The sequence below is a fragment of the Bradyrhizobium sp. Ai1a-2 genome (assembly GCF_000426245.1).
GTDB lineage: Bacteria > Pseudomonadota > Alphaproteobacteria > Rhizobiales > Xanthobacteraceae > Bradyrhizobium.
Genome location: NZ_AUEZ01000005.1, coordinates 47,050 through 71,774 on the forward strand (window position 1 = coordinate 47,050; position 24,725 = coordinate 71,774).

Annotated in this window: 14 protein-coding genes and 1 pseudogene; 8 read left to right on the top strand and 7 right to left on the bottom strand. The window is 63.0% G+C overall.

Annotated elements, in window-relative coordinates; genetic code table 11:
* Positions 1–58: 58 nt before the first annotated feature.
* The 4 genes from K288_RS44760 to K288_RS0105620 form a co-directional block, all read right to left on the bottom strand.
* Positions 59–2,116 carry an alkaline phosphatase family protein gene (locus K288_RS44760; protein ID WP_152535405.1) on the bottom strand — a complete coding sequence of 686 codons (2,058 nt, stop codon included), beginning with the start codon at positions 2,114–2,116 and terminating at the stop codon, positions 59–61.
* 140 nt (positions 2,117–2,256) lie between these two features.
* Positions 2,257–3,600 carry a cytochrome-c peroxidase gene (locus K288_RS0105605; RefSeq protein WP_244443062.1) on the bottom strand — a complete coding sequence of 448 codons (1,344 nt, stop codon included), beginning with the start codon at positions 3,598–3,600 and terminating at the stop codon, positions 2,257–2,259.
* Positions 3,601–3,884: 284 nt separating this feature from the next.
* On the bottom strand, positions 3,885–5,390 hold the full coding sequence (locus K288_RS0105615; RefSeq protein ID WP_027578645.1) for a CYTH and CHAD domain-containing protein: 1,506 nt from the start codon (positions 5,388–5,390) through the stop codon (positions 3,885–3,887).
* 270 nt (positions 5,391–5,660) lie between these two features.
* Entirely contained in the window at positions 5,661–6,134 is a 474-nt protein-coding gene (locus K288_RS0105620; protein WP_027578646.1) for an Hsp20/alpha crystallin family protein, read from the bottom strand.
* 162 nt (positions 6,135–6,296) lie between these two features.
* On the opposite strand from K288_RS0105620, the gene K288_RS0105625 reads away from it, so the two are divergent.
* Together K288_RS0105625 and K288_RS0105630 are read left to right on the top strand one after the other, a co-directional pair.
* Complete coding sequence (locus K288_RS0105625) at positions 6,297–7,280, top strand: zinc-dependent alcohol dehydrogenase family protein (RefSeq protein ID WP_027578647.1); 984 nt, start codon at positions 6,297–6,299, stop codon at positions 7,278–7,280.
* Positions 7,277–8,818, top strand: coding sequence for a bifunctional aminoglycoside phosphotransferase/ATP-binding protein (locus K288_RS0105630; RefSeq protein WP_027578648.1), 1,542 nt, complete (start codon positions 7,277–7,279; stop codon positions 8,816–8,818). Before K288_RS0105625 ends, K288_RS0105630 begins: the two co-directional genes overlap by 4 nt.
* 142 nt (positions 8,819–8,960) lie before the next feature.
* Here the strand turns inward: K288_RS0105630 and K288_RS0105635 are convergent, their stop codons facing one another.
* Positions 8,961–10,778, bottom strand: a complete 1,818-nt coding sequence (locus K288_RS0105635; protein WP_244443063.1) for an alpha/beta fold hydrolase — start codon at positions 10,776–10,778, stop codon at positions 8,961–8,963.
* A gap of 121 nt (positions 10,779–10,899) precedes the next feature.
* Between K288_RS0105635 and mgtA the strand changes: the two genes are divergently transcribed.
* Positions 10,900–13,470 carry a magnesium-translocating P-type ATPase gene (gene mgtA / locus K288_RS44765; protein ID WP_051334375.1) on the top strand — a complete coding sequence of 857 codons (2,571 nt, stop codon included), beginning with the start codon at positions 10,900–10,902 and terminating at the stop codon, positions 13,468–13,470.
* Positions 13,471–13,628: 158 nt separating this feature from the next.
* Here mgtA and K288_RS0105645 read toward each other — a convergent pair whose 3' ends face one another.
* Together K288_RS0105645 and phbB are read right to left on the bottom strand one after the other, a co-directional pair.
* Positions 13,629–14,021, bottom strand: coding sequence for a hypothetical protein (locus tag K288_RS0105645; RefSeq protein WP_027578650.1), 393 nt, complete (start codon positions 14,019–14,021; stop codon positions 13,629–13,631).
* A gap of 35 nt (positions 14,022–14,056) precedes the next feature.
* Positions 14,057–14,782, bottom strand: coding sequence for an acetoacetyl-CoA reductase (gene phbB / locus K288_RS0105650; RefSeq protein WP_027578651.1), 726 nt, complete (start codon positions 14,780–14,782; stop codon positions 14,057–14,059).
* A gap of 168 nt (positions 14,783–14,950) precedes the next feature.
* On the opposite strand from phbB, the gene K288_RS0105655 reads away from it, so the two are divergent.
* From K288_RS0105655 to K288_RS0105680, 5 genes and pseudogenes are all read left to right on the top strand, one after another.
* Positions 14,951–15,787: a universal stress protein gene (locus K288_RS0105655; RefSeq protein WP_027578652.1), complete on the top strand. Its 837-nt coding sequence runs from the start codon at positions 14,951–14,953 to the stop codon at positions 15,785–15,787.
* An 18-nt stretch (positions 15,788–15,805) separates the two neighbouring features.
* Entirely contained in the window at positions 15,806–16,540 is a 735-nt protein-coding gene (locus tag K288_RS0105660) for a CBS domain-containing protein (protein WP_027578653.1), read from the top strand.
* A gap of 672 nt (positions 16,541–17,212) precedes the next feature.
* Positions 17,213–18,127 (top strand): annotated as a pseudogene (locus K288_RS44770) (AraC family transcriptional regulator); the annotation flags it as partial.
* A gap of 348 nt (positions 18,128–18,475) precedes the next feature.
* The gene (locus tag K288_RS0105675; RefSeq protein ID WP_027578654.1) at positions 18,476–21,403 is read left to right on the top strand and encodes a winged helix-turn-helix domain-containing protein; all 2,928 of its coding nucleotides are present in this window, start codon (positions 18,476–18,478) and stop codon (positions 21,401–21,403) included.
* Between the two features lie 464 nt (positions 21,404–21,867).
* Entirely contained in the window at positions 21,868–24,711 is a 2,844-nt protein-coding gene (locus K288_RS0105680) for a winged helix-turn-helix domain-containing protein (protein ID WP_027578655.1), read from the top strand.
* Positions 24,712–24,725: the final 14 nt, after the last annotated feature.

The following is a 24,725-nucleotide window of genomic DNA, read 5'->3' on the forward strand; positions in this document are numbered from 1 at the left end:
ACCGGTGTCACTCTTGCTTCACTGCGCAGTGCGGGACTGGAGGTCCCTGGAAGTGCTCTCACCGCTGATCATCGTTGTCATCGCCTTGGTCGTCGTGGCCGTGACCGTGATGATCGTCATCGTGGTGATGACCATCATGATCGTGCGCGCCATGGTCGAAATCAAACATGTCGAAGAGGTCGCCGATCGCCGGCATATTCACTGGCACCCACAGGTTCTCTCGATCCATGACCGGATTTGGCAGGTTATCGCGGCTGCGATTTGAAATCCTGCCGAGATGCCAGTTCCGTTCGATGAACTTCAAGACCGAAGCCTGGTCGTTGTAGGAGTGCACCACGTGGCCTCCCGCAGAATACGGGGAGATCACCAGCATTGGCATGCGCGGACCATCTCCGAAGAAATCGAGCGGTTGAATGAAACCGCTATCATACATGCCACCACTCTCGTCGAACGAGACGATGATTGCGGTATCAGCGAACAACTTTGGATTAGCCTTCGCGTGATGAACGATATTCTGGACGAATTCCTCCAGAAGGCTGACCTTGCCGCTGCCGGGATGGCCCTGAAGCGCGCCGTCCGGCTTAACAAAGGCGACCGCGGGCAGATTTCCTTTGTCGATATCGTCAAATAGATTATCGGAGACATCCTTGAGATGCACCGCGCGCGCCTTCGGATCTGCCATCACCGACTTCGAGTACTGGAACGGATTGCAATGATCGCAATATCCAGCTCTGAATACCTGGTTGAAGATGTCGGTGGCGCCGCCGGCGACCGCGACCGCCGAGTCATAGCCGCCGGAGTACCATGCCCACGATACATTCCCTTCGTTCAGCACATCGCCGATATGCCGCTGAACCAGCGGCGGCATCGTCGTTGCCGTTGCCGGCACCAGCGCGCCGCTGGCATCGTAAGGTGGATCGGCGTCGCGGGTCGCGTAGTAGGCATGTGGAGCGCAGTTCGGGCCGGCGTAGTAGTGAAGCGACGAGAGATAGTAGTGAAGTTCGGCAACGCCAGGCTGGTTCGGATCGCTGCAATTCACCCACGTCCCGTTTGACTGGTAAGTGTTGACGCTACCCGCCACAGGATCCGGGTTCATGATACTGCCCGGGGGAACCAGCGGATGGCCGTTTCCATCGCTGTAGAAAGCGTTATCGCCGTAGGCGATTCCAATCGCGCCGGTCACGGATCCACCCATGATCGCCTGATGGAAGTTGTCCGACAGCGTGTACTTGTCGGCCAGCGCCTTGAAAATCGGTGCGTCGCCGGTATTCATATTGAAGAAAGCCATATCCTGGCCGCCGTCGGTCGGCGTCTGAGTCGGCAGGGTACCATTCGTGGTCGCGACGAACGGATAAAGATCGTGCAGACAGCCGGTTGGATTCTCTCGCGTTGCGTTCTTCATGCCGCAGTCGTTCTGCTGCCACATCTGAAACAGCTGGTGAATCGTGTCGCCCTCGTACGCATCATAGGGCAGTGTCGGACTGGTCTGCTGGAAAGGTCCCGCGGGCAAACGATTTACGCCGGGAATACGGGTATCCGGAGCGTTCTTCGGAATTGAACCGGTGCCGCCCGTCGCGAGTGTGATCTGATCCCTGCGCGGCAAAGAAGGATCACCTTCAGGAAATGCGGCGGTCGGCTTACCGGATGCATCGACGATACCGAACTCGAGACCGACGCCCTCAGGCTGCGCGGATGCAATCGTCGGCACAGGCAAGAACGTGTAAGGGCTTTTGTTGAGCGGGCTGAGAACAAATCGGCCGTTGCTCGACGTCACCTGGTGTTGCTGGCCCTTGGCGAAATTCTTCCCCGGCGTCCCATCCACATTGACGATCCCCTGGGAGAGCAGATTCCAGATCTTCTCACCATGCTTCGGCCGGTAGGTACCGAAGACGTTTTCGAAGCTGCGATTTTCGCCGACAATGTAAATGATGTGCTTGATCGGCGTTTCGGTGGGAATGTTTTCCGGCTTTCTTGCCGGGCTTGCCTCGGTCGCGGCAAGTGCGTCACTACCTCCACCATGCGGCAGCAGCGCGCCGCCGAGACCCATGAGCGTGGTTGCAGAAACGCCGGCGATCATTAGCAGCCGGTTCTTCAGGCGAATCGTGTGCGGAGGCATGCGTCTTTCCTTCTGGCAGGCAGGATCGTCGTTCGAGAACAAACGACCCGCAGGTACTCGATCATCATCCGATCGGACGGAATCGGACCATGATCTCATCTCTTTGTTCGAGCATGATCTTTGCGCATCCCGACACACGTTCAGTTCACTCGCTGCAAAGACTGTTTATCTGACTGCAGAAGCCGTCGCAGCGCCACATAGTGGGCGTCGTGAACGATCGGGTTGAATAACGACCACGGCTCCGCACTATTAACGATCGCCGGGACTGCGGCGTTCATCAGTCGATCATAGGCTCCGTAATCAGCAGCTGCTGCATCGTAATTTCCGGACGCGGCATCTACACCAACACGTCGCAATATCAGCACAACCTCCTTGAGGGCCATGCGCGCGAGATTGCGTTGCTTCACGCCTCCCGACACAGTGCTATCCCTCCGATCCGGCACACGTTCGGTGAGCTCTCGCAGTTCGCCGCCCACCGTATCGACCACAAGGTCAATGGTGTCGTTGTCATGGTCTGCAATTGCCTTCGTCAGAACGCTGACGAAGCTGGTGATCTCTTGCAGTCGGGCCGCCGCACCGTCGCGTTCATAGGCCCCCACGCCATCTCCGACCGCGGTCAAATAGGCAACGAGATCTGCCTTGTCCTGAGCCGAGAGGCGGAGTTCGAATTTGTCGTCGAAGTGTCCCACCACCTGGTCGTAGGTATCGTACCGCCCGTCGTGAAGGTAAGGCGCATTGAAATCCGCATTCAACAAGGTGGGCGTCTTGTACAGGCCGCCCGTCCCGACATCGTGCTGCTTGTGATCAAGAAAGGCATCCGACGGATCATGGCAACCTGCGCAGCTGAGACCCGGATCATGCGGGAAAGGCTTGCGGAAAAGCACCTCTCCGCGACGCTCGGCATCGTTCGCCTCGGCAGTCAACTTTCCGCCTGGGCCGAGGCTCGGGTTGGGCAGAAAGTCGATGTCCTGGATGTAGGCCACCAAGCCATCAAGTATTGCAGGAGATGGTTCGGGGCCCGCGAACTCGACCACGATAACGTTGCGGATGAAATCGCGCAGTGATGCCGTACGCCCATCGCTTCCGTAGGGCGCCAGATAGCGTGCGCCACGCAAGCTCGGGATTCGCACCGCATCGAGGGTAAGATTGTCTGCTTTCGGATTGAACAGGGGCCCGGACGTGTCAAAATTACCGGGCCGGGTCGACATCCCCGGGATAAAGAGTTTGGGATTTGATGCGCCATTGACGTGGCACGTGGCGCAACTGATCCCTGCCTGCCGTGCCGTTCCCCCCAAAATATCCGGCGCGTTGAATGCCATGTCCCCGAGGTTCACCAAGTGTGACCTGCGACCTCCGACGGCCTCGGAATGAAACACCTCGCGTGGAAGATCGAGCGCATCTTCGTTCAACTCGCTTCCGGCAGGTAACGTCGTTTGCTTGCCGTCGACCGGAAATGCAATGGCTCGTTGGATGGCCAAGGCCATGATAATAGCCAACGCCACAACCGAGCACGCTCGAACGATCACTCGCCGCTCCCCAACTCGACACATGAGCCGAAGCGGTGCTTCTATCCGCGTTGGTCTTGCTGTTTTGTGACAAACTCGGGCGTCCTCTGCTTTCGCAGTCACAGTCTCGCGAGTGTCGCCAGTTCGGCCTTCTCGACGAACGCTTTGCCGGCAACGTTCGCGGTAGCTCCACGCGCGAAGGTGGACGGCGTCATCCGTCGCCACGCGCAGTCGGCGAGTTACGCTTCGCTACCCTACCGGCTTTACGTCGCCTGCAGCCGTCGCGCCTCCTTGAGAGCTATCTTCATCAGCGGCTTGACCGCCTTGTCCTCCCGGCCGACCACCACGCCGGCCGCAAGTGCACGGGCCCGCCTGTTCTTGCGCGGCGCGTGCAGCGCAGACGCCACGGCCATCTTTCGGTGCGCAACAAAATCGTTGAGCGCGCCGAGCGCATCCTGGATCTTCTTGAGATGGCTGGACAGGCGCTTGAGCCTCCTTCGCTCGCGCTTGGCGGGAAAAAGCTCCTCGAAGAAGTCCACTGCATACCTGATCTTCTTGATCCTGATCCGGAGCTTGTGCCGCGCGCGTGGCGACAGGCGATCAAGATGCTGGCCTTGCTTGCGCGCCTTCCTGGTACGATGGCGCAAGACGTCGGCTGCATATTTTCCGATCGGAACATCCGCGTGCGCGGCTTCCGGCGCAGGCTTCGCCTCGATCCACTCCAGCGTGTCGACCAGCAGCGCGCGGAACCGTTCCGAGCTTACCGCCCTCTTCGCCCGCGCTAACGCACGGGCGCGCTTGTCATCGAACTCGTCCTTGATCGCCTTGCCGCCGCGGCTCAGCGCGCGATCGCGCGTGATCGGCTCGACCTGCTCCGTGATGAACACATCGATTTCGCGCGCGGGCGCGAGCTCGCCCGTAAGCCATTTCAGTTCACGCTTCACGGCTCTCGTCCCGGCGTGAGGCAGCACCTTGGAAAACAGCGAGATAGCCGCGCGCAGCCGCCGCAAGCCCACCCGCATCTGGTGAACGCCTTCCGGCTCAAGATTGCGGACCGCATCCGCATTTGCCGAGAAATGACGAACCGTCGCGCGGGCGATGACCCGGAACGCCTCGCTCGCCGTCATGTCGGCATCCAGCCCGATCGGCGCGGCGAAAACCACTTGTTCCTCGCTGCCGCGCGCGAGGCCATAGCCGCGGTCCGATTTTGTCCGCAAGTCGAGCTCGGCTCCCGACCGTCGCTCGATCGCTCTGGCAATACGGAACAGGTCAGCCGGCCGGCCGCTTTTCAGCTCGAGTTCGAGTTCCTCGATAGGGCTCGCGCGGTGCCCCGCGACGATCCTTCCCCGATCAATGGCGAGTTCGATCTCGCTTTTGCTAGTCCGGACTGGAACCGTGGTGCGATGAACCGACGTCTTGAACACGGGCTTCAGCTTGCGTCGCAGCTTCCTCGAGGCGAGCGGCTCCAGCGGAGTGTCGTCGGCCTCCCGAAGGTCGGGCACGTCGCTCCTGGTCTCGGCTTCCCATTCACCTCGGCCAAACTCCGCGCCGTTCGCCGACTTGATAGTCTGGACGTTCGCCTTGCCGTTTTGCCGCACACGAAGCGTCAGGCCGCTGCGCTTCAGCTTGTGTTTCCCAGTATCGAAATAGGTCGAGACCAGATCGCTGTTCGACAGCTCACCCATTTTCCCACCGGGAATGCGCCAGTTGGCGAGAGATTTGAGGTTGCGCGTAGCGACGCGGAATTTCAGTTCCGTCTCGACAGCCATGCTTGCTCCGTGCTGCTCTTTGGTCCGCCCTCAAACGTATAACGCGCGACAGCAGCCAAGAGTGCCGCGTGCCGGCAATCATTGTTCCAGAGCCGCCCTACGGCAATTCCTCTGTCATTTCCGGGCGCGGAACGCGCGAGCCTGGAATCCATCCGTGCAACAAATGCACGCGGCGAAATGGATTCCGGGCTCGACGCTATCGCGTCGCCCCGGAATGATGGAGCTGGTTTGGCGACGCGCGACCCAACTCCGTCGCTCCCATCCTCCGCGTCACGATGCCGTCTTGATCTCGATCTGCTTGCTTTGCTTCGGCTCGGGCTTGCGCACGGTCACCTTGAGGACGCCTTTGGAGATCTCGGCGGAGATATCTTCCGCTTTCACGCCCGCCGGCAATTCGACGGAGCGCGCGAACGAGCCGAAGCTGCGCTCGACCAGATGGTAATCCTTGGCCTTCTCCTCGCGCTCGTTCTTCTTTTCGCCGCGAATGGTGAGAAGGTTATCGGCGAGATTGAGCTCGACATCCTTCTGCTCGAGACCGGGCAGTTCCGCCGTGATCTCGATCGTCTTGTCGGTCTCGCTCACATCCATGCTCGGCAGTGTTCTGCCGGCCGCGGTGAAGGCCGGGAAGTTGCGGGAAAGGCCGTCGAACACGCGATCGATTTCCTGCTGCAGGAACGCAAATGGATTGGCCTCGCGACGGGCGACATTGCGATCAGTAGTGACGGGGACCATAGGCTTGATCATGTTTGCCTCCTATCTAAGCTGAACTGGCACCGGAACTTTACGGCCCGGCCGAAGGACGGAGGTTGAGCGAAATCAAACGAGTCCCGGCGCATACCCGGCAGACTGGAACCAACGCAAAGAAGATCGGCAAGTTTCCCTTGTGGCCGCAGAGAGGGATTTCTGATGTACGCCATGGTCCTTCAGGCACCCAACACGCCGCTCGTGCGCGAGCAGCGGCCCGATCCGTCGCCCGGACCGGGCGAGGTGCGCGTCAAGATCTCCGCCTGCGGCGTCTGCCGCACCGACCTGCATGTCGTCGACGGCGAATTGCCCGACATCCGCTATCCCATCATTCCCGGCCACGAGGTCGTCGGCCGCGTCGATGTGCTCGGCGACGCTGTCGACGGCCTCGCGCCCGGCACGCGCGTCGGCGTGCCCTGGCTCGGCTTCACGTGCGGCACCTGCCCCTATTGCCGCGAGGGCAAGGAGAATCTCTGCGGCCATCCGCGCTTCACCGGCTATACGCGCGATGGCGGCTTTGCGAGCCACCTGATCGCCGATGCGCGCTATTGCTTTCCGCTCGGCGAGGACGGCGACGATGTCGCGCTGGCGCCGCTGCTCTGCGCCGGCCTGATCGGCTGGCGTTCGCTGGTGATGGCAGGCGACGGCAAGCGCCTCGGCATCTACGGCTTCGGTGCTGCCGGCCATATCATCGCGCAGGTTGCGCGCTGGCAGGGCCGCGAGATCTACGCCTTCACGCGCGACGGCGACACTGATGCGCAACAACTCGCCTTGTCGCTTGGTGCCGACTGGGCGGGCGCCTCCGGTGACAAGCCGCCGGCCGAACTCGACGCCGCCATCATCTATGCGCCCGTCGGCCCGTTGGTGCCGCAGGCGTTGCGAACTTTACGCAAAGGCGGCCGCGTGGTCTGCGCCGGCATCCACATGTCGGACATTCCATCCTTTCCTTACGACATTCTCTGGGAGGAGCGGCAGATCGTTTCGGTCGCCAACCTGACGCGCCAGGACGGCTGGGATTTTCTGAAAGTGGCGCGCGAGGCGGGCATCGAGACGACGACCACCACCTTTCCGCTGGATCAGGCCAATGAGGCGCTGGCGCGTCTGCGCAGCGGCAATCTGGTTGGCGCGGCGGTGTTGCAGCCATGACGCCACCGTCCCCGCATCAAGGCACGACAAACCAGGACCGCGTGCGGGATTTTCTCGGCAAGCCGTCCAAGGGGCACGATACCCAGCGCGTCGACACGCACGGCTCGATCGTGTTCCTGAAGCCCGACCGCGTCTACAAGATCAAGCGCGCGGTGCGGCTGCCCTATCTCGATTACTCCTCGCTCGACAAGCGCAAGCACGCCTGCGAGGAGGAGATCGCTGTCAACCGGCGCTTCGCGCCGGAGATTTACCGTGGCGTCGTGCCGATCACGGAAGGTGAAGCCGGCCCTGAAATCGACGGCAATGGAAACGTCATCGAATGGGCGGTCGAGATGGCGCGGTTCGACGAGAACAGGACGCTCGACCGTCTGGCGGCTCGAGGCGAGATCATGCCGGAGCTCGCCGAGCCGCTGGCCGAGGCGATCGCGGCATCCCATGACGGCGCGCCGGTTTCCGATGGCGAGAGCTGGCTCGCGTCGCTCCCCGGCATCATCGAACGCAACACGATCGCGTTTCGCGACCATCCTGCACTCGCAAGCGCCGAGGTCGAGCGCCTGCATGTCCTGAGCTGCGAACTGCTCGCCAAGAACCAACCGCTTCTGAAGCAACGCGCCGCTGACGGAATGGTGCGGCGATGCCATGGCGATGCGCATCTCGGCAACATCGTGATGATCGATGGCAAGCCGCGCCTGTTCGATGCGATCGAATTCGATCCAATCATCGCCACCACCGATATGCTCTACGATCTCGCCTTTCCGCTGATGGACCTGCTGCATTTCGGCAACCGTGCCGCCGCGAACCGGCTGCTGAACTCCTATCTGCAGGCCACACCGCAGCAGAACGCCGGCGCGCTTGCCTTGCTGCCGCTGTTCCTGTCCATCCGCGCGGCGATCAGGGCCAATGTGCTCCTGACCAAGCATGCGCAGGGCGGCGGTGCCGCTGCGCTGTCGGATGCGCAGTCGTATTTCGAACTCGCACTCGAACTGATTGCGCCGGGCAAACCGTCGCTGATCGCAATCGGCGGCCGCTCCGGCACCGGCAAGAGCGTGCTGGCGCGCGCCGTCGCCGAACTGGTCCAGCCAGCACCCGGCGCGGTGCTGTTGCGCTCGGACGTAATCCGCAAGGAGATCTTCGGCGTCGGCCCGCTGATCAAGCTACCCGAGTCGGCTTATGGACCCGGAACGTCTGAACGCGCGTATGACGCGATGCTGGCTCGCGCGCGTGCCGTGCTGGCCCAGGGACTTTCCGCCGTGGTCGACGCAGCGTTCTTGAAGGAAGAGGAGCGAAACCAGCTTCGCCCGCTTGCGGCCTCCAGCGGCGTCGCTTTCTTCGGCATATTCCTTGTTGCCGAAACCTCCGTCCGCCTCGCCCGCATCGGCGGGCGCCGGAACGACGCTTCCGACGCAACCCAGGACGTAGCGCTGTTTCAGGACAGCATCGACTCCGGCGCTATCGATTGGGCAATCGTGGATGCGTCAGGGACCCCGGAGGAGACGCTGGAGCGGAGCATTCCACATCTCCCGCGCGCTGACCTGTAGCCCGGGTGAAGCGCCAGCGTAACCCGGGGCCACTCGCAAACGCTGACGCAGAAGTCCCGGGTTAAGCTGGCGCTCCACCCGGGCTACGGGCCAGTGCTACGCGCCGACCCCCTCCGCAAGCGGGAAAGGTGCAACGAGCCGGCTAACGCTGCAGCACGTATCGGCCCGGGGCATTCTCCAGCGCGTCGGCGTCCTTGCCTGCTCCGCCCATGGGCGGCGGGGAAACCGGTTCGCCCGAATGGGCATTCAGGAACGCGACCCATTCGTGCCACCAGGAGCCGTCGCGCTTCGGCGCGACCTCCAGCCATTCATCCGGACCGATATAAGGGCCGTCCTTCAGCTTGGTCTGGACCTGGTAGGAATGCCACGGCTCGTTGGGAGCCGCGACGATGCCGGCATTGTGTCCGCCGTTCGTGAGCACAAAGGTCGTGTCCGCATCCGCGAGGAAATGGATCTTGAAGGTGGACTTCCAGGGAGCCACGTGATCGCGAAGCGTGCCGACGACGAACATCGGCGCATGCAGATCGGACAGCGAGATCGGCTCGCCGTCGACGCGATAACGCCCTTCGGCAAGATCGTTGTCGAGGAAGAGCTGACGGAGATATTCCGAATGCATCCGATAGGGCATGCGGGTCGCATCCGCATTCCATGCCATCAGATCGCTGAGCGGCTGCCGCTCTCCGATCAGGTAGTCGCGGATCATCCGCGACCAGATCAGGTCATTGGAACGCAGCATCTGAAAAGCGCCCGCCATCTGCGTGGTCTCGAGCACGCCGCGTTGCCACATCATGTCCTCGAGGAACGAGACCTGGCTTTCGTTGATGAAGAGCGTGAGTTCTCCGGCCTCGGTGAAGTCGGTCTGCGCGGCAAGCAGCGTCACGGTGCGCAGGCAGTCCGGCTTTTCCTTGCTCAGCCGCGCCGCCGCGATCGACAGCAGCGTGCCGCCGAGGCAATAGCCAGTGGCGTGAATCGGCTCTCCGGGAACGATCCGGTTGATGACCTCGATCGCGGCATCGACGCCGAGGCGGCGATAGTCTTCGAGACTGACGTCGCGGTCCTCGGGCGTCGGGTTGCGCCAGGATATCATGAACACGGTAAAGCCGCGCTCGACCATGAAGCGTACCAGCGAATTATGCGGCGACAAATCGAGGATGTAGTATTTCATGATCCAGGCCGGCACGATCAGGATCGGCTCGGGACGGACTTGCGACGTGGTCGGCGAATACTGGATCAGCTCGATCAGTTCGTTGCGGTAGACCACCTTGCCCTTGGTGACCGCGACGTTCTTGCCAACGACGAACTCGTGCTCCGGCCCGTGACCGGTCACCAGCGCCTTCCAGTCCTCGAGCCAGTTGTGCAGGCCACCGACAACGTTGCCGCCGCCGGTCTCCATGATCTTGCGCAGCACTTCGGGATTGGTCAGTGCGAAATTCGTCGGCGCCAGCACGTCCAGGTATTGGCGGATCGCGAAATCCGCGATCGCCGCATCCTGCCGCGCCACGCCGTGGACACCGGTGGTGGCCGATCGCCACCACCGCTCGGTCAGCAAAAATGCCTGCGCCAGCATGTTGAAGGCCGGCAATTGCCAATCCGGCTCTGAAAATCGCCGGTCGTTCGGGGCCGGCGCAATCAGGCTCCAGGTGCGGTAGACCGGATGCGGGGTCGCGAGCTCCTCGACAAACTGCATCGCATCATGGATCGCGTCCCGTGTCAGCGTAAGCTGCTTGCCCGGCGAGATCGCCAAATGGAGCTGCCAGTCGAGCAGCGCCAGCGTAAGCGCGGCGGGAGACAGGCCGCCGGTCCAGCGTGCGATCGTGGCATGGGCGAGGTGATCAATCACGTCGAACGCCGAGACCGGCTCGGGCGGTACTGGTAGCGCGGGGACTGTCGCGCCGATCGACGGCGGCGGCTTGAGCGGCTCGAATGTGACGACTTTGGAATCCATGGCCTGCACTGTCATACCAATCTCCATTGGTTCCATTTACGCTAGCGCCGCGGCGGACCGTTTGAGCTGCATCAAACTGGTTTGCCACGGCCTCCCTCATGGATCAGGCGGTCAGAACCGCCTGCAGCGAGAGCCCATGGGAATCCTGTCTCCCTCCGAACCGAAGCCAGAGGCGTTCTGGTCCACGCCGACCGAGACCCTCCTGCTATCGCTATCCTCGCAGCGTGGCGGGCTTCGGCAGGCCGACGCAAAGGACAGGCTGGCGCGGCTCGGCCCGAACCTGATGCAGCCGTCGCAAAGCCAATCGATCCTCAAGAAGATCGTCCATCGCATCTTCAACCCGCTGGTCGCAATCCTCATTGCTGCGGCGGCCATTTCGGGCGTGAGCGGGGACATCGGCAGTTTCGTCATCATCCTGCTCGTAATCGGCATGTCCCTGACGCTCGACATCGTCCAGGAACACCGCGCCGAACTGACCGCCGAAGCATTGCGGCAATCCGTGGCGATCCAGGCCGACGTCGTGCGCGACGGGGCGGTCGTCTCGCTTCCCGTCAGCGAACTGGTGCCGGGTGACGTCGTTCACCTCCGCACCGGCGACCTTGTGCCCGCGGACGGGGTCGCGCTGGAAGTGCATGAACTGCAGGTCAACGAAGCCCTGATGACGGGCGAGCCGTTTCCGGTTAGCAAGAACACCGCGCCATGCGCGGCCACCTTGCCCGCTGAAGCAAGCAACGCGCTTTTCGCCGGGACCAGCGTGGTCAGCGGCAACGCCGTGATGCTGGTCGTCGAAACCGGCAAGCGGACGCGCTTCGGCATGATTGCCGCCGAGCTCGCCACCAACGCGCCGCCGACGGCGCTCGAACGCGGCGTGAACCGGCTTGGCGTCCTTATCCTCAGGCTCACGCTGTTTCTGACGTTGTTCGTGCTGCTGGCGCATCTCGCCGCGCATCGCCCCGCCATGGAAGCATTCCTGTTTGCGCTGGCGCTCGCCGTCGGCCTGACACCCGAACTGCTGCCGATGATCATGACGGTGACGCTCGCGAAAGGCGCGCAGCGGATGGCCGCGCGGCAGGTGATCGTCAAGCGCCTCTCCGCGATCCACGATCTCGGCGCGATGGATACGCTATGCGTGGACAAGACCGGCACGCTGACCGAAGCAAAGATCACGCTGGCAGCGCATATCGATCCGGCCGGCCGGACGAGCGAGCGAGTGCTCGAACTGGCGCGGCTCAATGCTGCGTTCCAGACCGGCGTGCGAAGCCCGCTCGACGACGCGCTGCTGACGGCGGCCGGGACGCTGAGCGGATGGGAGCGCATCGCCGAATGTCCCTTTGATTTCCAGCGGCGCTGCCTTTCGGTGTTGGCCTCGGATGGCACAGAGCGATGCCTCATCGTCAAGGGCGCGCCGGAATGCATCCTCGCGCGCGCTGCCACCGTCGAGATCGACGGACAATCCCGGCAGCTCGACGCCGAGCAGCGGGCGAAGCTCGACAGCCTTCAGGAAAGCTATGCACGCGACGGCTTTCGGCTGCTGGCCGTCGCCATCAGACCGATGCCGCCCGATCAGGCGACCGTCTGCGTAGAGGAGGAAGCCGGGCTGACGCTGGTCGGCTTCTGCGCGTTCGCCGATCCGCCCAAATGCGATGCCCGCGATGCGATCAAGAACCTCGCTTCGCTCGGCGTGACGGTGAAGCTGATCTCCGGCGATCATGCCGCCGTGGTGACCCATGTCGCGCAGGCCGTCGGACTGCCGGCGCGGCGCATCATGAGCGGAGAGGAGATTGCCGCCCTCACCGACCGCGCGCTTGCGGCGCAGGTCGGCCATGTCGATCTGTTCGCCCGCGTCGATCCCGACCAGAAACGCCGCATCATTGCCGCGCTCCGCCATCGCGGCCATGTGGTCGGATTCATGGGCGACGGCGTGAACGACGCGCCGGCGATCCACACCGCCCATGTCGGCATATCCGTGGCTGAAGCGACCGAGGTGGCGCGGGCCGCCGCCGATATCATCCTGCTTGCGCCCGACCTCTCGGTTCTCGGCGCCGGCGTGCGCGAGGGACGGCGGACCTTTGCCAACATCCTCAAATATGTGCGCATGGGCACGAGTTCGAATTTCGGCAACATGTTGTCGATGGCGCTGGCCTCGGTGGTGCTGCCTTTCCTGCCGCTGTTGCCGCTGCAGATCCTCCTCAACAACCTGCTCTACGATCTTTCGGAGGTCGGCATTCCCTTCGACGAAGTCGATGCCGAAGACATTGCACGGCCGCAAGCCTGGGACATGGCCGAGATATTGCGCTTCACGTTGGTGATGGGAACGGTCTCATCGCTGTTCGACGCCACCACGTTCCTCATTCTGCTGAAAATCTTCCATGTCAACGCCACTCAATTCCACACCGGGTGGTTCCTGGAATCGATCGCCACGCAAATCCTGGTCATTTTCCTGATCCGCTCGCGCCGGCTGCCTTGGCGCGGCAGCCGTCCCGACCGTGTGCTGGTGATCTCCTCGCTCGGAGCACTGGCCGCGGCCGTCGTGCTGACGCTCGGACCGTCAGGATCGATGCTCGGATTTGCCAGCCTGCCGCCGGCCTTGCTCGCCACCATCGCGCTGATCACGCTGGCCTATCTCGCCGCGGCCGAGGCTGCCAAGCGTGTTGCGCTTAAATCCCGGCGCAAGCGCGCGAGGAAGTTCAAGTGGGGTTGGATGTAGCGCGAGACGGAAATTGTATCCGCGACGGATGCTGCGCTCCCTCTCCCGCTCGCGGGAGAGGGTTGGGGTGAGGGTGTCTCCACGAATGGATCTTTGAGTGGAGAGAGCCCTCACCCGGCGCTTTGCGCCGGCCTCTCCCGCAAGCGGGAGAGGTCGCTTCAGGCGAAGCCGAAAAATTCCTTGCCGCAGGCGATGATTTCCTTGTCGGTCGGATGATCGCTCGCCTCGATGCGAACGATGATGTTCGGGTGCGTGTCCTGCAGATGGTGCAGCAGCTCGGTCTTCTCGTTCCCCGGTCCCATGATCAGGACGTCGGTGCAATTCTGCAACGCCTGCCCAACCGTGACCAGGAAAGCGGGGTCACTCTCGACCTTGCCCGCGCCAATGCTGTTGGCCTTGTGATGAAGATGGGTCGAGGAAAGATGCGCCGGCACCACGATGGTGTCCACACCGGTCAATCCCATCCCGAAGATCTTGGCGGTGAGATGATCGATCCAGACGATGGCATGCGCATGCGTGGTTGCCGTCTTTGGCGTAGCGGTGCTGGACATTGCTTCTCCTTGCTTCAATGATGGTTCTCGATTGCTCAGCCCATATATTGGCCGCCATTGATCGACAGCGTCGATCCGGTGATGTAGCCGGCCTCGTCGGCGGCGAGAAATACTACGGCGCGCGCGATTTCCTCGGGCCGGCCGAGCCTGCCGATCGGGATCTGCGGCAGGATGACGTTGTTCATGACCTCCGGCGAGACCGCATCCAGCATTTCGGTGTGGGTGTAGCCGGGGCAGATCGCGTTGACGGTGATGCCGACCTTTGCGCTCTCGAGCGCGAGCGCCCGCGTGAAGCCGAGCTCACCGGCCTTGGCGGCGGAATAATTCGTTTGTCCGAACTGACCCTTCTGGCCGTTGATCGACGCGATGTTGACGATGCGGCCGAACTTGCGCGATCGCATGCCTTCGATGACGGACCGGCACATGTTGAACAGGGCATTGAGGTCGGTGTTGATCACGGCGTCCCATTGCGCCTTCGTCATCTTGTGCAGGCTGCTGTCGCGGACAATGCCGGCATTGTTCACGAGGATTTCGATCGGCCCGAGCGCAGCTTCCACCTGCTTCACGCCAGCGCCGCAGGCGGCGAAATCGCCGACGTCCCATTGAAACACCGGGATCCCTGTTTCAGCGTGAAACGCCTCGGCGGCCTTGGTATTGCCGGCATAGGTCGCCGCGACGCGGTAACCTGCCGATTGAAGCGCCCGCGCGATCGCGGCGCCGATGCCCCGAACACCGCCCGTAACCAATGCAACGCGTGCCATGTCGATCCTTCCTTGCGTCTGCGACCCAGTCGCGAACCAATAAAGAAGGGAGGCCGAATACCATTTGATGTGGGTCAACAAGGGGAGGAAACTGCGCTGACATAGTGAGTTCGCCAACGACGTGAAGCGCCCCGCAGGCGGCTTTCGTCCGTCATCACGGAGAGATCCATGTACAGGAACATTCTGGTGCTGGTGCCCACGGAATTGTCGGCGCGTCCGGTCGCCGATGGCTCGATATCGCTCGCGGCCGCACGCCAGGCCGAACTCGAGGCGCTGGCGATAGGCTACGAGGCAAGCAGCATACCAATGGCTGCGGAGGGCGGCGCCGCGGTCGCCTCGATCTATGAGATCGAGCGTCAGCGCGCGTTCGAGCGCGCCGACGGCGCGTTGCGCGTGTTCGAGGCGCAGGCGAAGAATGCAGGCATCACCTACCGCTGTCGCGCGCTCAGCGCGCTTCCGGGCGAGGCTGTCGACATCGTCGGTGCGGTCGCGCGGCTGCACGACCTGACGATCGTGTCGCAGCCCGAACACGACCGCGACACCTTCGACAACAACCTCGCTCAGGAAACTCTGTTCGAGGCGGGCGGTCCGGTGCTGTTCATGCCTTACACGTTCAAGGGCGCGTTCAGGGCAAGGCGGATCGGCATCTGCTGGGACGGCAGCCGCGTTGCGGCGCGCGCCGTGCACGACGCAATGCCGTTCCTGAAGGCGGCCGATACGCTGACGGTCGTCACCGTCAACGAAGAGGACAACGTCCCCAGCGAGGCGTCGCCGACCCATCTCGCGCGATACCTGGCGCATATCGGCGTTCCGGTCCATGTGACCTCGCTCAGGATGGATGATTCCGAGATCCAGGCGGGCATCCTGTCGCTCGCGGCTGACGAGTCGCTCGATCTCCTGGTGATGGGTGGCTATGGGCATTCGCGCCTCAAGGAAACCGTGCTCGGCGGCGTCACGCGCGACATGCTGCGCTGCATGACCGTGCCGACGCTGATGTCGCACTAGCTGCGGGAGAGACATGCCATGCGCGCTCACCAGATCATGACCAGGGACGTCATCACCGTCGGCCCTCATGCATCCATCATGGATGCCGCCAACATCATGCTGCGCTGTCACTTGAGCGGCCTGCCGGTGATGGGCGAAGATGGCACGCTCAAGGGCATCGTCTCCGAGAGCGACTTCCTTCGCCGCGGCGAGATCGGCACCGGGCGCCGGCGTCCGGGTTGGCTGCAGTTCTTCGCCGGGCCCGGCCGCGCGGCGATCGATTTCGTGCATGAACGCGGGCGTCACGTCGAAGACGTCATGACGCCGGATCCGATCACGGTGGACGAGCAGACGCCCCTGGACGAGCTCGTGGGCATCATGGAAAAGAAGGGCGTGAAGCGCCTGCCGGTGATGAGCGGCAAGATGCTTGTCGGCATCATCACGCGCGCCAACATCCTTCAGGCGGTCGCGAGCCTCGCCAGGGAAATCCCCGACCCGACCGCCGACGACCAGCATATCCGCGATCATATCCTGCGTCAGATCCAGGACACCGACTGGCGGCCCGCCGGCTTCCAGGTCACCGTGCGCAAGGGCGTCGTTCACCTGCATGGCGTCATCTTCGACGACAGCACGCGCAAGGCGGCGATGGTGCTCGCCGAGAACACCGCTGGCGTAAAGGGGGTCCACGACCATCTCTGCTTCGTGGATACTTATTCTGGCTACTACGTGGAATCGCCGGAAGACACTTCGACGGAAGCGCGGCCGATCTACTAAAGTTGCAGGATCAGGTCACATCCCGGATTTCCAGCTCGCTGCAGTTCACCTTGCCGATCGCCTGGATGCGCAAGACGCAGATGACGATGACCACGCTGCTGTCGATGTGATATGATGTGATGTGGCGCGATGCTGCGGCATCGCAGGAAAGGCCGGACAATCCCTACAATATTGTCGGATGTTTTTTCTTCGGAAGAGAAGCAAACTTTCCGACGGCCTATGTGTTCTGGAATGCCGAGGCGCACAGTCGAAATCGATACGATCGAAAGCTATACAAAGGTATACGCGCAGGCATACTAACGATTTTCCTCACAACTTTATTCGCGGCCAACTCTTTCAGAACTAAAGCAAATTCGTCCCGACGTGCGGCCGACCACGCTACGGCCATTTGCAATATCTAACACCCGCTAAGCATCTATAACGAGCATCATAGCGCGAAGGGCATATGCTCTTCAACATCGCAACTACTGCATTCGCAAAGTTCCTCGGTCGCGCGATGAAGCAGGCGACCGAAACTAGAAAGGATGAGCGATGCTTACGCAGGCTTTCAACGAGAGGCTGGGCCACCCTCACGTCGGCCTCCAGATCGGCTCGGAAACGCACCACGTCCATCCTGATACCGAAGGGCTCCGCCAGGAGCACAGGTGGCGCGACCTGAAACCGGATGATGCGGCTGCGGTCGGGGAGATCGCGATTTCGCGCTGGGCCGGCTCGCAAACGGGTTCCCGATATGAGGAAGCGGCAACGCCGCCCGGCCGATATGTCGTGGCGATTGCCCTGAAGAGCACGCGCCTCACCCTGACACGGGGACGGCAGATCATCTTCGATGGGGTCATGCCGGCGGGCACGCTGCATGTCACGGCGCCTTCGACGCAGCTTGGTGCGCAGTTTCACGCCCCATACGACTTCCTGCACTTCCATGTTTCGGCCGACTATCTGCACGGACATCGCGCCGCGGCCGAGTCCTGCCCGACCGGCGAGGAGCTGGGCGACTTCATCCTACTGCGCGACTCCTTTGCCGAGCAGCTCGGCAGGGCACTGATCGAGCGCGGCAACGCCAAGGATCCGGCCTTCACCCGCTGCATTGGTCAAACGCTGGCAATGCATATCGCCCGGCTCGAGACGCCGCGGAGCAAGGTCAACGCCCTGCCGAAATGGCGGCTCAGGCGGGTCGAGGAGTACGTCAACGCCAACTACCATCGCAGCGTCAGCCTCGCCGATCTGGCCAAGGCCGCCGGCCTGTCGCGCATGCATTTTGCGGCCCAGTTCCGGGCGGCGACCGGTTTCCGTCCGCGCGAATATCTGCTGCACCGGCGCGTCGAGCGCGCGAAGTCGATCCTATCGGACGGCGAGACGTCCCTGGCCGAGGTCGCGTTGGCGGTGGGCTTCTGCACCCAGGCGCATTTCTCGACCGTCTTCAAGCGCATTACCGGAGAAACGCCGGCGCGCTGGCGGACCGCCAGCCGAAGCGCATCGCCTTCGCCGATTGACCAAAGCGTCCGGACCAAGGTCCCGTTCGGCACCCCACGGGCCGAAGTACGCCACGCGGATCATCTCATTGCTGCCAGTAATCACGCATCGCTGTGAAAGCACCTGAGGCGGTGTCGCAACTTGCGACACCGGCCGCGCCATAGTCATTTGCGATCATTTGATTGAAAATCGGCATCACCGCCGAGGCAGCCGGCGCACATCGCCCCTTTTGCCGCATGGCGCGATATTATTCCTAGCTCGACCTGTCGGACGCGGAGCCATCGTGTAACACCTTTGGCTAAGGTTGCTAGGCGTCCGGAAAGCAATATGATGGCCTCGATTGGTCCCTCGACGAACTCAGGTTGGAGTTTGGTCGGGGACCGCGACGTGCTGCTCCGTTGCGCATCAAGCTTGTGCGCTGAAGGACGGAGAGCACCGGCCACTTGCTTGATTGAGGTCCCGAACATGGGCGACCGCACGCAACGTGCCGTCCGCGAGGCCGGTCGGGATTCGGCCGCGCCGGAGGCCGTTTGCTTCGGCCCGTTTCGGCTGCATGCAGGGCAAAGAACGCTCGAGAAGGATGGCCATCCGATTCGGCTCGGCGGCCGGGCGCTTGATCTTCTGATCACCCTGGTCGAGCGCGCCGGCACCGTGGTCAGCAAGAACGATTTGTTGGCCAAGGTATGGCCCGACATCATTGTCGATGAAGGCAGCCTCAGGGTGCAGATCGCCGGCCTTCGAAAGGCGCTCGGCGACGGCGAGGCAGGCGCGAGATATCTGAGCACGGTTTCGGGACAGGGCTACTGCTTCGTCGGGCGGCTTTCGCATCCGAACGGTCAGCAGCAGTCCTCGATCGGACCAACTCCTGAGCCGCTCCACAATTTGCCGGCGCGGCCGACGCGATTGGTGGGACGCGACCAAACCGTTCGCGACATATCGTCCAAGCTGAAGAGCGAGCGTTTCGTCACGATCGTCGGCCCCGGTGGAGTCGGCAAGACCACAGTGGCGGTCTCCGCCGGCCATGAATTGCTCGAGGAATTCGCCGGTGCGGTCCGCTTCCTCGACTTTGGCGCGCTTCAGGACCCTGCGCTCGTCCCAAACGTCGTCGCCTCGGCGCTTGGCCTCAGCCAAACCGGGGATCCTTCGGGCAGCCTGCTGAACCTGCTCCGAGACAAGCGGATGCTGCTGATTCTGGATTGTTGCGAGCATGTGATCGAGACATCCGCCGTGCTGGCCGAGCGGCTTTATGCCGAGGCGCCGCAGCTTCATATCCTGGCCACCAGCCGGGAGTCGCTGCGGGTCGAGGGCGAGCACGTTTACCGTCTGCAGCCGCTCTTGAGCCCACCGGACGACGCCGGGCTGACGGCCGCGCAGGCACTCGCCTTTCCTGCAGTCCAGCTATTCGTGGAGCGCGCGGCTGCGAGTGGTGGCCGGTTCGTCGAACTGAGCGACACGGACGCGCGCCTGGTTGGCGAGATCTGCCGCAGGCTGGATGGCATTGCACTTGCGATCGAGCTCGCCGCCAGCCGCGCCAGCGCCTGCAGTATCAAGGACACGGTCGCGCTGTTGAACGACGCGTTCAAGCTCCTGGGCGAAGGACAACGTTCGGTGCTGCCGCGGCACCAGACCCTGCGCGCGACACTCGACTGGAGCTACAAGCTGCTGTCGGAGCCGGAGCGTATGGTGCTGCGGCGGGTGGCCGTGTTTGCGGGCACCTTCACCTTGGAAGCCGCCCGCTCGGTTGCGGGCGCGGAGGACACCGACGATGGGCAGGTGATCGCGGCTGTTGCCAGCCTGGTTGCAAAGTCCATGCTTGCGGCAGGCGCAAGCGGCACGACGACGCGATACAGGTTGCTCGACACGACGCGGGCCTATGCCCTGGAACGGCTTGCCGCCAGCACGGATGGCGATGCGACGGCGCGGCGGCATGCCGGCTATTTCCTGCACCTGCTGCAAGAGATCGGCAACGGCGCGACCGCGGCGGCGGAATCGAGCCGCTTTGCAGCAATCGCCGACCAGTTCGGAAACATACGCGCCGCGCTAGCCTGGTGCTTCGCCGAACACGGCGACCGCGCAATGGGCGTCGCGCTGGCTGCAGCGGCGATGCCGTTTTTCCTCAAATTGTCGCTGTTCGCCGAGTGCCAGCTCTGGGCGAAGCGCGCGATCGAGCAACTTGCGGCGACAAATCACAGCCTGAAATACGACCTCGACCTTCACGCCGCCCTTGGTCTGGCGCTGTTGCTTACAAAAGGGACCACCGATGACGTCCATGCGTTCCTCACGCGAGCGCTTCGAATAGCCGAAGACATCGGCGACGTTCCCAGCCAGCTTCGCCTGATAGAGCGGCTTCACGTGTTCCAGATGAGGGCGGGAAATTTCACGGAGGCGCTGGCGCTCGCCAAACGAGGCGAAGCCGTCGCGTCCGATCACGGCGACCGCGTCAAACTTGCGCATATGCGGATTGCGCTCGGCGTCTCCTGCCATCTTTCCGGAGACGCGCCGCTGGCCCGGTCCTATGTGGAATCGGCGTTGTTGCAATTGCCGGGATCGGAACCTGATGTCGATGACCCCCTGAACTACGATTATTTCAGTCGCGCACGGATCACCCAGGCTCGCATCCTCTGGCTTCAGGGCTATCCCGATCAGGCGGTCGACACGGCGCAGCGAGCCATCGCCGACACGATGCGTATCGGTCATCCCGCCAAGCTCTGCATGGCGCTGCTCTGGGCATTCTCGATCTTTGTCTGGAACTCGGAAACGGAGAACTACGAAGAATACGCCGACAGACTTATCCTGGAAGCCAGCAAGCACGCGCTGGGGCCCTACCAGACCATTGGCTACGGAACAAAAGGCGTTGTCCTGGTGGCGCAGGGCCAGGTCGAGACCGGGATTGCGTTGCTTCGGGGTGCGCTGGAAGTCATGCGCAGCCATCGCTATGGCTCGCTCGCGGATTTCCGCATCGCGCTGGCGCAGGCGCTCGCCACCACCGGGCAGGAAAGGGAAGCGCTGGATACGATCGATCAGGCAATCGTCCGTGTCGAGCACAACAAGGATCTGTTCTGCATGCCCGAGTTGCTGCGTGCAAAGGCGGAAGTGCTGCTCGCGGCGAGAATCCCCGATTTGGTGCAGGCAGAACATTACCTCAAGGGATCGATTGATCTGGCCCGGCGTCAATCAGCACTCGCCATGGAGCTGGTTGCCGCGACCTGCCTCGCCAGACTCTGGCTCCGGCAGGATCGCGCTGCCGAGGCGCGGCGGCTGCTCGCACCGACCTATGGCCGGTTTACCGAGGGGTTCAACAGCCACGCGCTCAAGGCGGCGAGAGCGCTGCTGGATGAACTGAGCGCGCAACATCCGGACTCGTTGGACGCAAGACTGGCCGCCCGGGGATAAGGCCGGAACGCATCCGCCCGACGCTGATCAATCTGCGTCCGTCCGGCAACCGCGATCATGCGAACTCGAAACGAAGGTGCAGATCCGAAAGACCCGAGCCCATCCGATCTGGCACCCTCTCGCTCGTAAGCATTCAACACCACCAGCTTGCACCATCGGCTCGCATAGCCCCCCAAGGCAACGAGCCCCGGGGGCCGTCCTATCCCCCCGCCCCATCCCCGGGACGGCCCCCCTTTCCTTCTCCATACATTATCCGCTTGCCGCGGCCGCCGCGGCTTGCCTTTCGAACGGGTTGCTGCCTCTGGCGAGAGACGATACCGATAGCCCCCGGGAACCGGGCGTGGATCATGGCTCGTTGGCTGCAAGCCGCTCCAGCGAGAGAAAATCCCGTCCAAACTGGTGCCCTAATCCGGGCACACATCGTAGTTGGGCCAAAGGCGGCTCTCGCAGCAGGCAGGTAACGCGTGCAGGGCGACAATAGCGATGAATCTGCACTGGCATTCGGACCATTCCGACTGCTGCCGAAAGCGCGACTGCTCGAGAAGGATGGCAATCCCGTACATATCGGAGGCCGCGCGCTCGACATCCTGATCTTCCTCGCCGAACGCGCCGGCGAGGTCGTCGGCAAGCGGGAACTGGTGTCGCGGGTGTGGGCCGATGTGAACGTCGACGAAGGCAGCCTTCGCTTCCACGTCAGCGCGCTGCGCAAGGTGCTCGGCGACACCGCGTCCGGCGCGAGATATGTCGTGAACGTTCCTGGCCGCGGCTATTGCTTCACCGCGCCGATCGTGCGTACGGAGCCGAGGCCTGCCGCAGCGCCGGCCGGTAGCCCTCCCCTTCCGGGGCAAATTGCCAGGATGATCGGGCGCGCTGAGACGATCGAGAAGATTGCCGCCGAGCTCGCGCGCCACCGGCTGGTCACGGTGGTCGGACCAGGCGGCATCGGCAAGACAACCGTCGCCCTGGCGGTGGGGCACCGTCAGCTTGCCGCCTTTGCCGGAACGGTGAGGTTCGTCGATTTCGGCTCGCTACGGGACAAGAGCCTGGCGCCGAGCGCGCTGGCATCGGCGCTGGGGCTTTCGGTCTCCTCCGACAATCCGGTGCCGAGCATACTGGCGTTTCTGCGCGAGAAACGCATGCTGTTGATCTTCGACAGTTGCGAGCATCTGTTGGAAAGCCTGGCGATGCTCGCGGAAAGCATCATCCGCGAGGCGCCTGAGGTTTCGATCCTGGCAACCAGCCGCGAATCGCTGCGCGCCGAAGGCGAGCAGGTGCATCGGCTGTTTCCGCTGGATTGCCCGCCGGAGCGCGCCACCATCACGGCTCCCGACGTGCTGGCCTATCCCGCGGCGCAATTGTTCGTCGAGCGCATCGCCGCGAGCCTCGGCGGGTTCGAACTCGGCGATGCCGAGGCGCCGCTGGTGGCGGAAATCTGCCGCAAGCTCGATGGCATTGCGCTGGCGATCGAGCTCGCCGCCGGTCGCGTCAACGCCTACGGAATTCAGGGCATCGCCACGCTGCTCAACAGCCGCTTCTCGCTGTTGTGGCAGGGCCGGCGCACCGCGGTGCCCAGGCATCAGACGCTGAGCGCGGCGCTCGGCTGGAGCTACGATCTATTGACTCCCACCGAAAGCGTCACGCTGCGCAGGCTGTCGGTGTTCGCCGGCACCTTCACGCTGGAAGCCGCGCTTGCGGTGGCCCCCGACGATGGGACCGATGAAGCCGAGGCGGTTGAGGCGATCGCAAACCTCGTGGCAAAGTCGCTTATCTCGCTGCCGTCAACGGCTCAGCCGGTGCGCTATCGGCTGCTCGACACCACGCGCGCCTTCGCCGCGGAGAAGCTTGCGGAAAGCGGCGAAGCTGCAAGAATATCGCGCAAACACGCGATCTATTTCCGCGATCTCCTTGCAGGCCTCGCGGCGAGAACCGCAGGCATTTCGACCGGCGACGGCTTCGCCTCTTATGCCGATCATCTTGCCAATGTCCGCACCGCCCTGGATTGGAGTTTCTCCGACCAGGGCGACCGCGCGATCGGAATCGGGCTTGCCGCCGCAGCCGCCCAATTCTTCCTCCAGCTTTCGCTGCTGACGGAATGCCATCGCTGGGCACGACAGGCGCTGTCGGGGTTCGATCCGCAAATTGCCGACCCGCGCCAGGAGATGGAGCTTCAGGCCGCGCTTGGCGTGTCCTTGATGTTCACGCAAGGCAACACCGAGGAAGTCCATGCGGCCTTCACCCGCAGCCTGCAACTGGCAGAGTCCCACAACGACCTGCACTGGCAGCTATGGCTGATGCGGGAGCTTCATATCTATCTCACCCGGATCGGCGATTATCGTGGCGCGCTGGTGATGGGCGAGCGCGGCGTCGTGGTTGCCAGGACATTGAACGATGTCGCCGCGATCCATACCGCGGAGTGGATGCTCGGGGTTGCCAACCACCTGATCGGGAATCAGAACGACGCTGTCCTGCAATGTGAGAGCGCCACGACCCATGATCCTTCTCGCATGAAGATCAACATGCAGCGGCTGGGATATGATGACCGGATCGTGGCGCTGGTAGCGCTTGCACGAAGCCTCTGGCTGACGGGGCGTCCTGATCGCGCCATCGAGGCGGCCAGATATGCGGTCAGCGAGGCCGAGCGCACAGAGCAGCCGCTCACCATCGGCATTGGGCTGATATGGTCCATCTACGTGTTTCTCTGGGTCGGCGATTGGGACGATGCCGACAAGCTGATCGAGCGTCTCATCAATCACGCGGCCAGACATTTTCTGGGGCCCTACCAGGCCGTGGGACTCGGACTGAAGGGCGAGCTGTTGGTCCGCCGCGGAGAGCCCAAGATCGGCATCGAGCTGCTGCGCCAGGGCGCCGGAACATTACGGCAGACGCGGCACAAGATCCTGAGCACGGTGTTCGCGGCAGCACTTGCCGAAGGCCTGGTGCAGGTGCGGCAATACGAGGAAGCGCTCGGAATCATCGACGAGGCGATCGCACAGCGCGACAGCGCCGGGCAATCGTTCGACCTGCCCGAGATGCTCCGCGTCAAGGGATATGTCCTGGCTTCCTCGGCCCGTTCATCCGAGGCCGAAACCTATCTGATGCAGTCGCTCACGCTGTCCCGCGAGCAAGGTGCGCTCGGATGGGAATTGCGGGCCGCCGCCACCTTGGGACGGCTCTGGCATGAACAGGGCGATGCAGCAAAGGCGCACGCGCTGATCGCTCCGCTCTATGCACGATACAGTGAAGGCCTCGACAGCGCCGATCTCAGGTCCGTAAAACTACTGCTCGATGAGCTGACTCCGAGCATCTAACAACATCTAACGCG

Bases quoted from the DNA above. Each gene is read 5' to 3' on its own strand.
- K288_RS0105605 (WP_244443062.1), bottom strand. From the start codon at position 3,600: ATGGCCTTGGCCATCCAACGAGCCATTGCATTTCCGGTCGACGGCAAG.
- K288_RS0105635 (WP_244443063.1), bottom strand. From the start codon at position 10,778: ATGACAGTGCAGGCCATGGATTCCAAAGTCGTCACATTCGAGCCGCTC.
- K288_RS0105675 (WP_027578654.1), top strand. From the start codon at position 18,476: ATGGGCGACCGCACGCAACGTGCCGTCCGCGAGGCCGGTCGGGATTCG.
- K288_RS0105660 (WP_027578653.1), top strand. From the start codon at position 15,806: ATGCGCGCTCACCAGATCATGACCAGGGACGTCATCACCGTCGGCCCT.
- K288_RS0105620 (WP_027578646.1), bottom strand. From the start codon at position 6,134: ATGATCAAGCCTATGGTCCCCGTCACTACTGATCGCAATGTCGCCCGT.
- K288_RS44760 (WP_152535405.1), bottom strand. From the start codon at position 2,116: ATGCCTCCGCACACGATTCGCCTGAAGAACCGGCTGCTAATGATCGCC.
- K288_RS0105630 (WP_027578648.1), top strand. From the start codon at position 7,277: ATGACGCCACCGTCCCCGCATCAAGGCACGACAAACCAGGACCGCGTG.
- mgtA (WP_051334375.1), top strand. From the start codon at position 10,900: ATGGGAATCCTGTCTCCCTCCGAACCGAAGCCAGAGGCGTTCTGGTCC.
- K288_RS0105645 (WP_027578650.1), bottom strand. From the start codon at position 14,021: ATGTCCAGCACCGCTACGCCAAAGACGGCAACCACGCATGCGCATGCC.
- K288_RS0105615 (WP_027578645.1), bottom strand. From the start codon at position 5,390: ATGGCTGTCGAGACGGAACTGAAATTCCGCGTCGCTACGCGCAACCTC.
- K288_RS0105625 (WP_027578647.1), top strand. From the start codon at position 6,297: ATGTACGCCATGGTCCTTCAGGCACCCAACACGCCGCTCGTGCGCGAG.
- phbB (WP_027578651.1), bottom strand. From the start codon at position 14,782: ATGGCACGCGTTGCATTGGTTACGGGCGGTGTTCGGGGCATCGGCGCC.
- K288_RS0105655 (WP_027578652.1), top strand. From the start codon at position 14,951: ATGTACAGGAACATTCTGGTGCTGGTGCCCACGGAATTGTCGGCGCGT.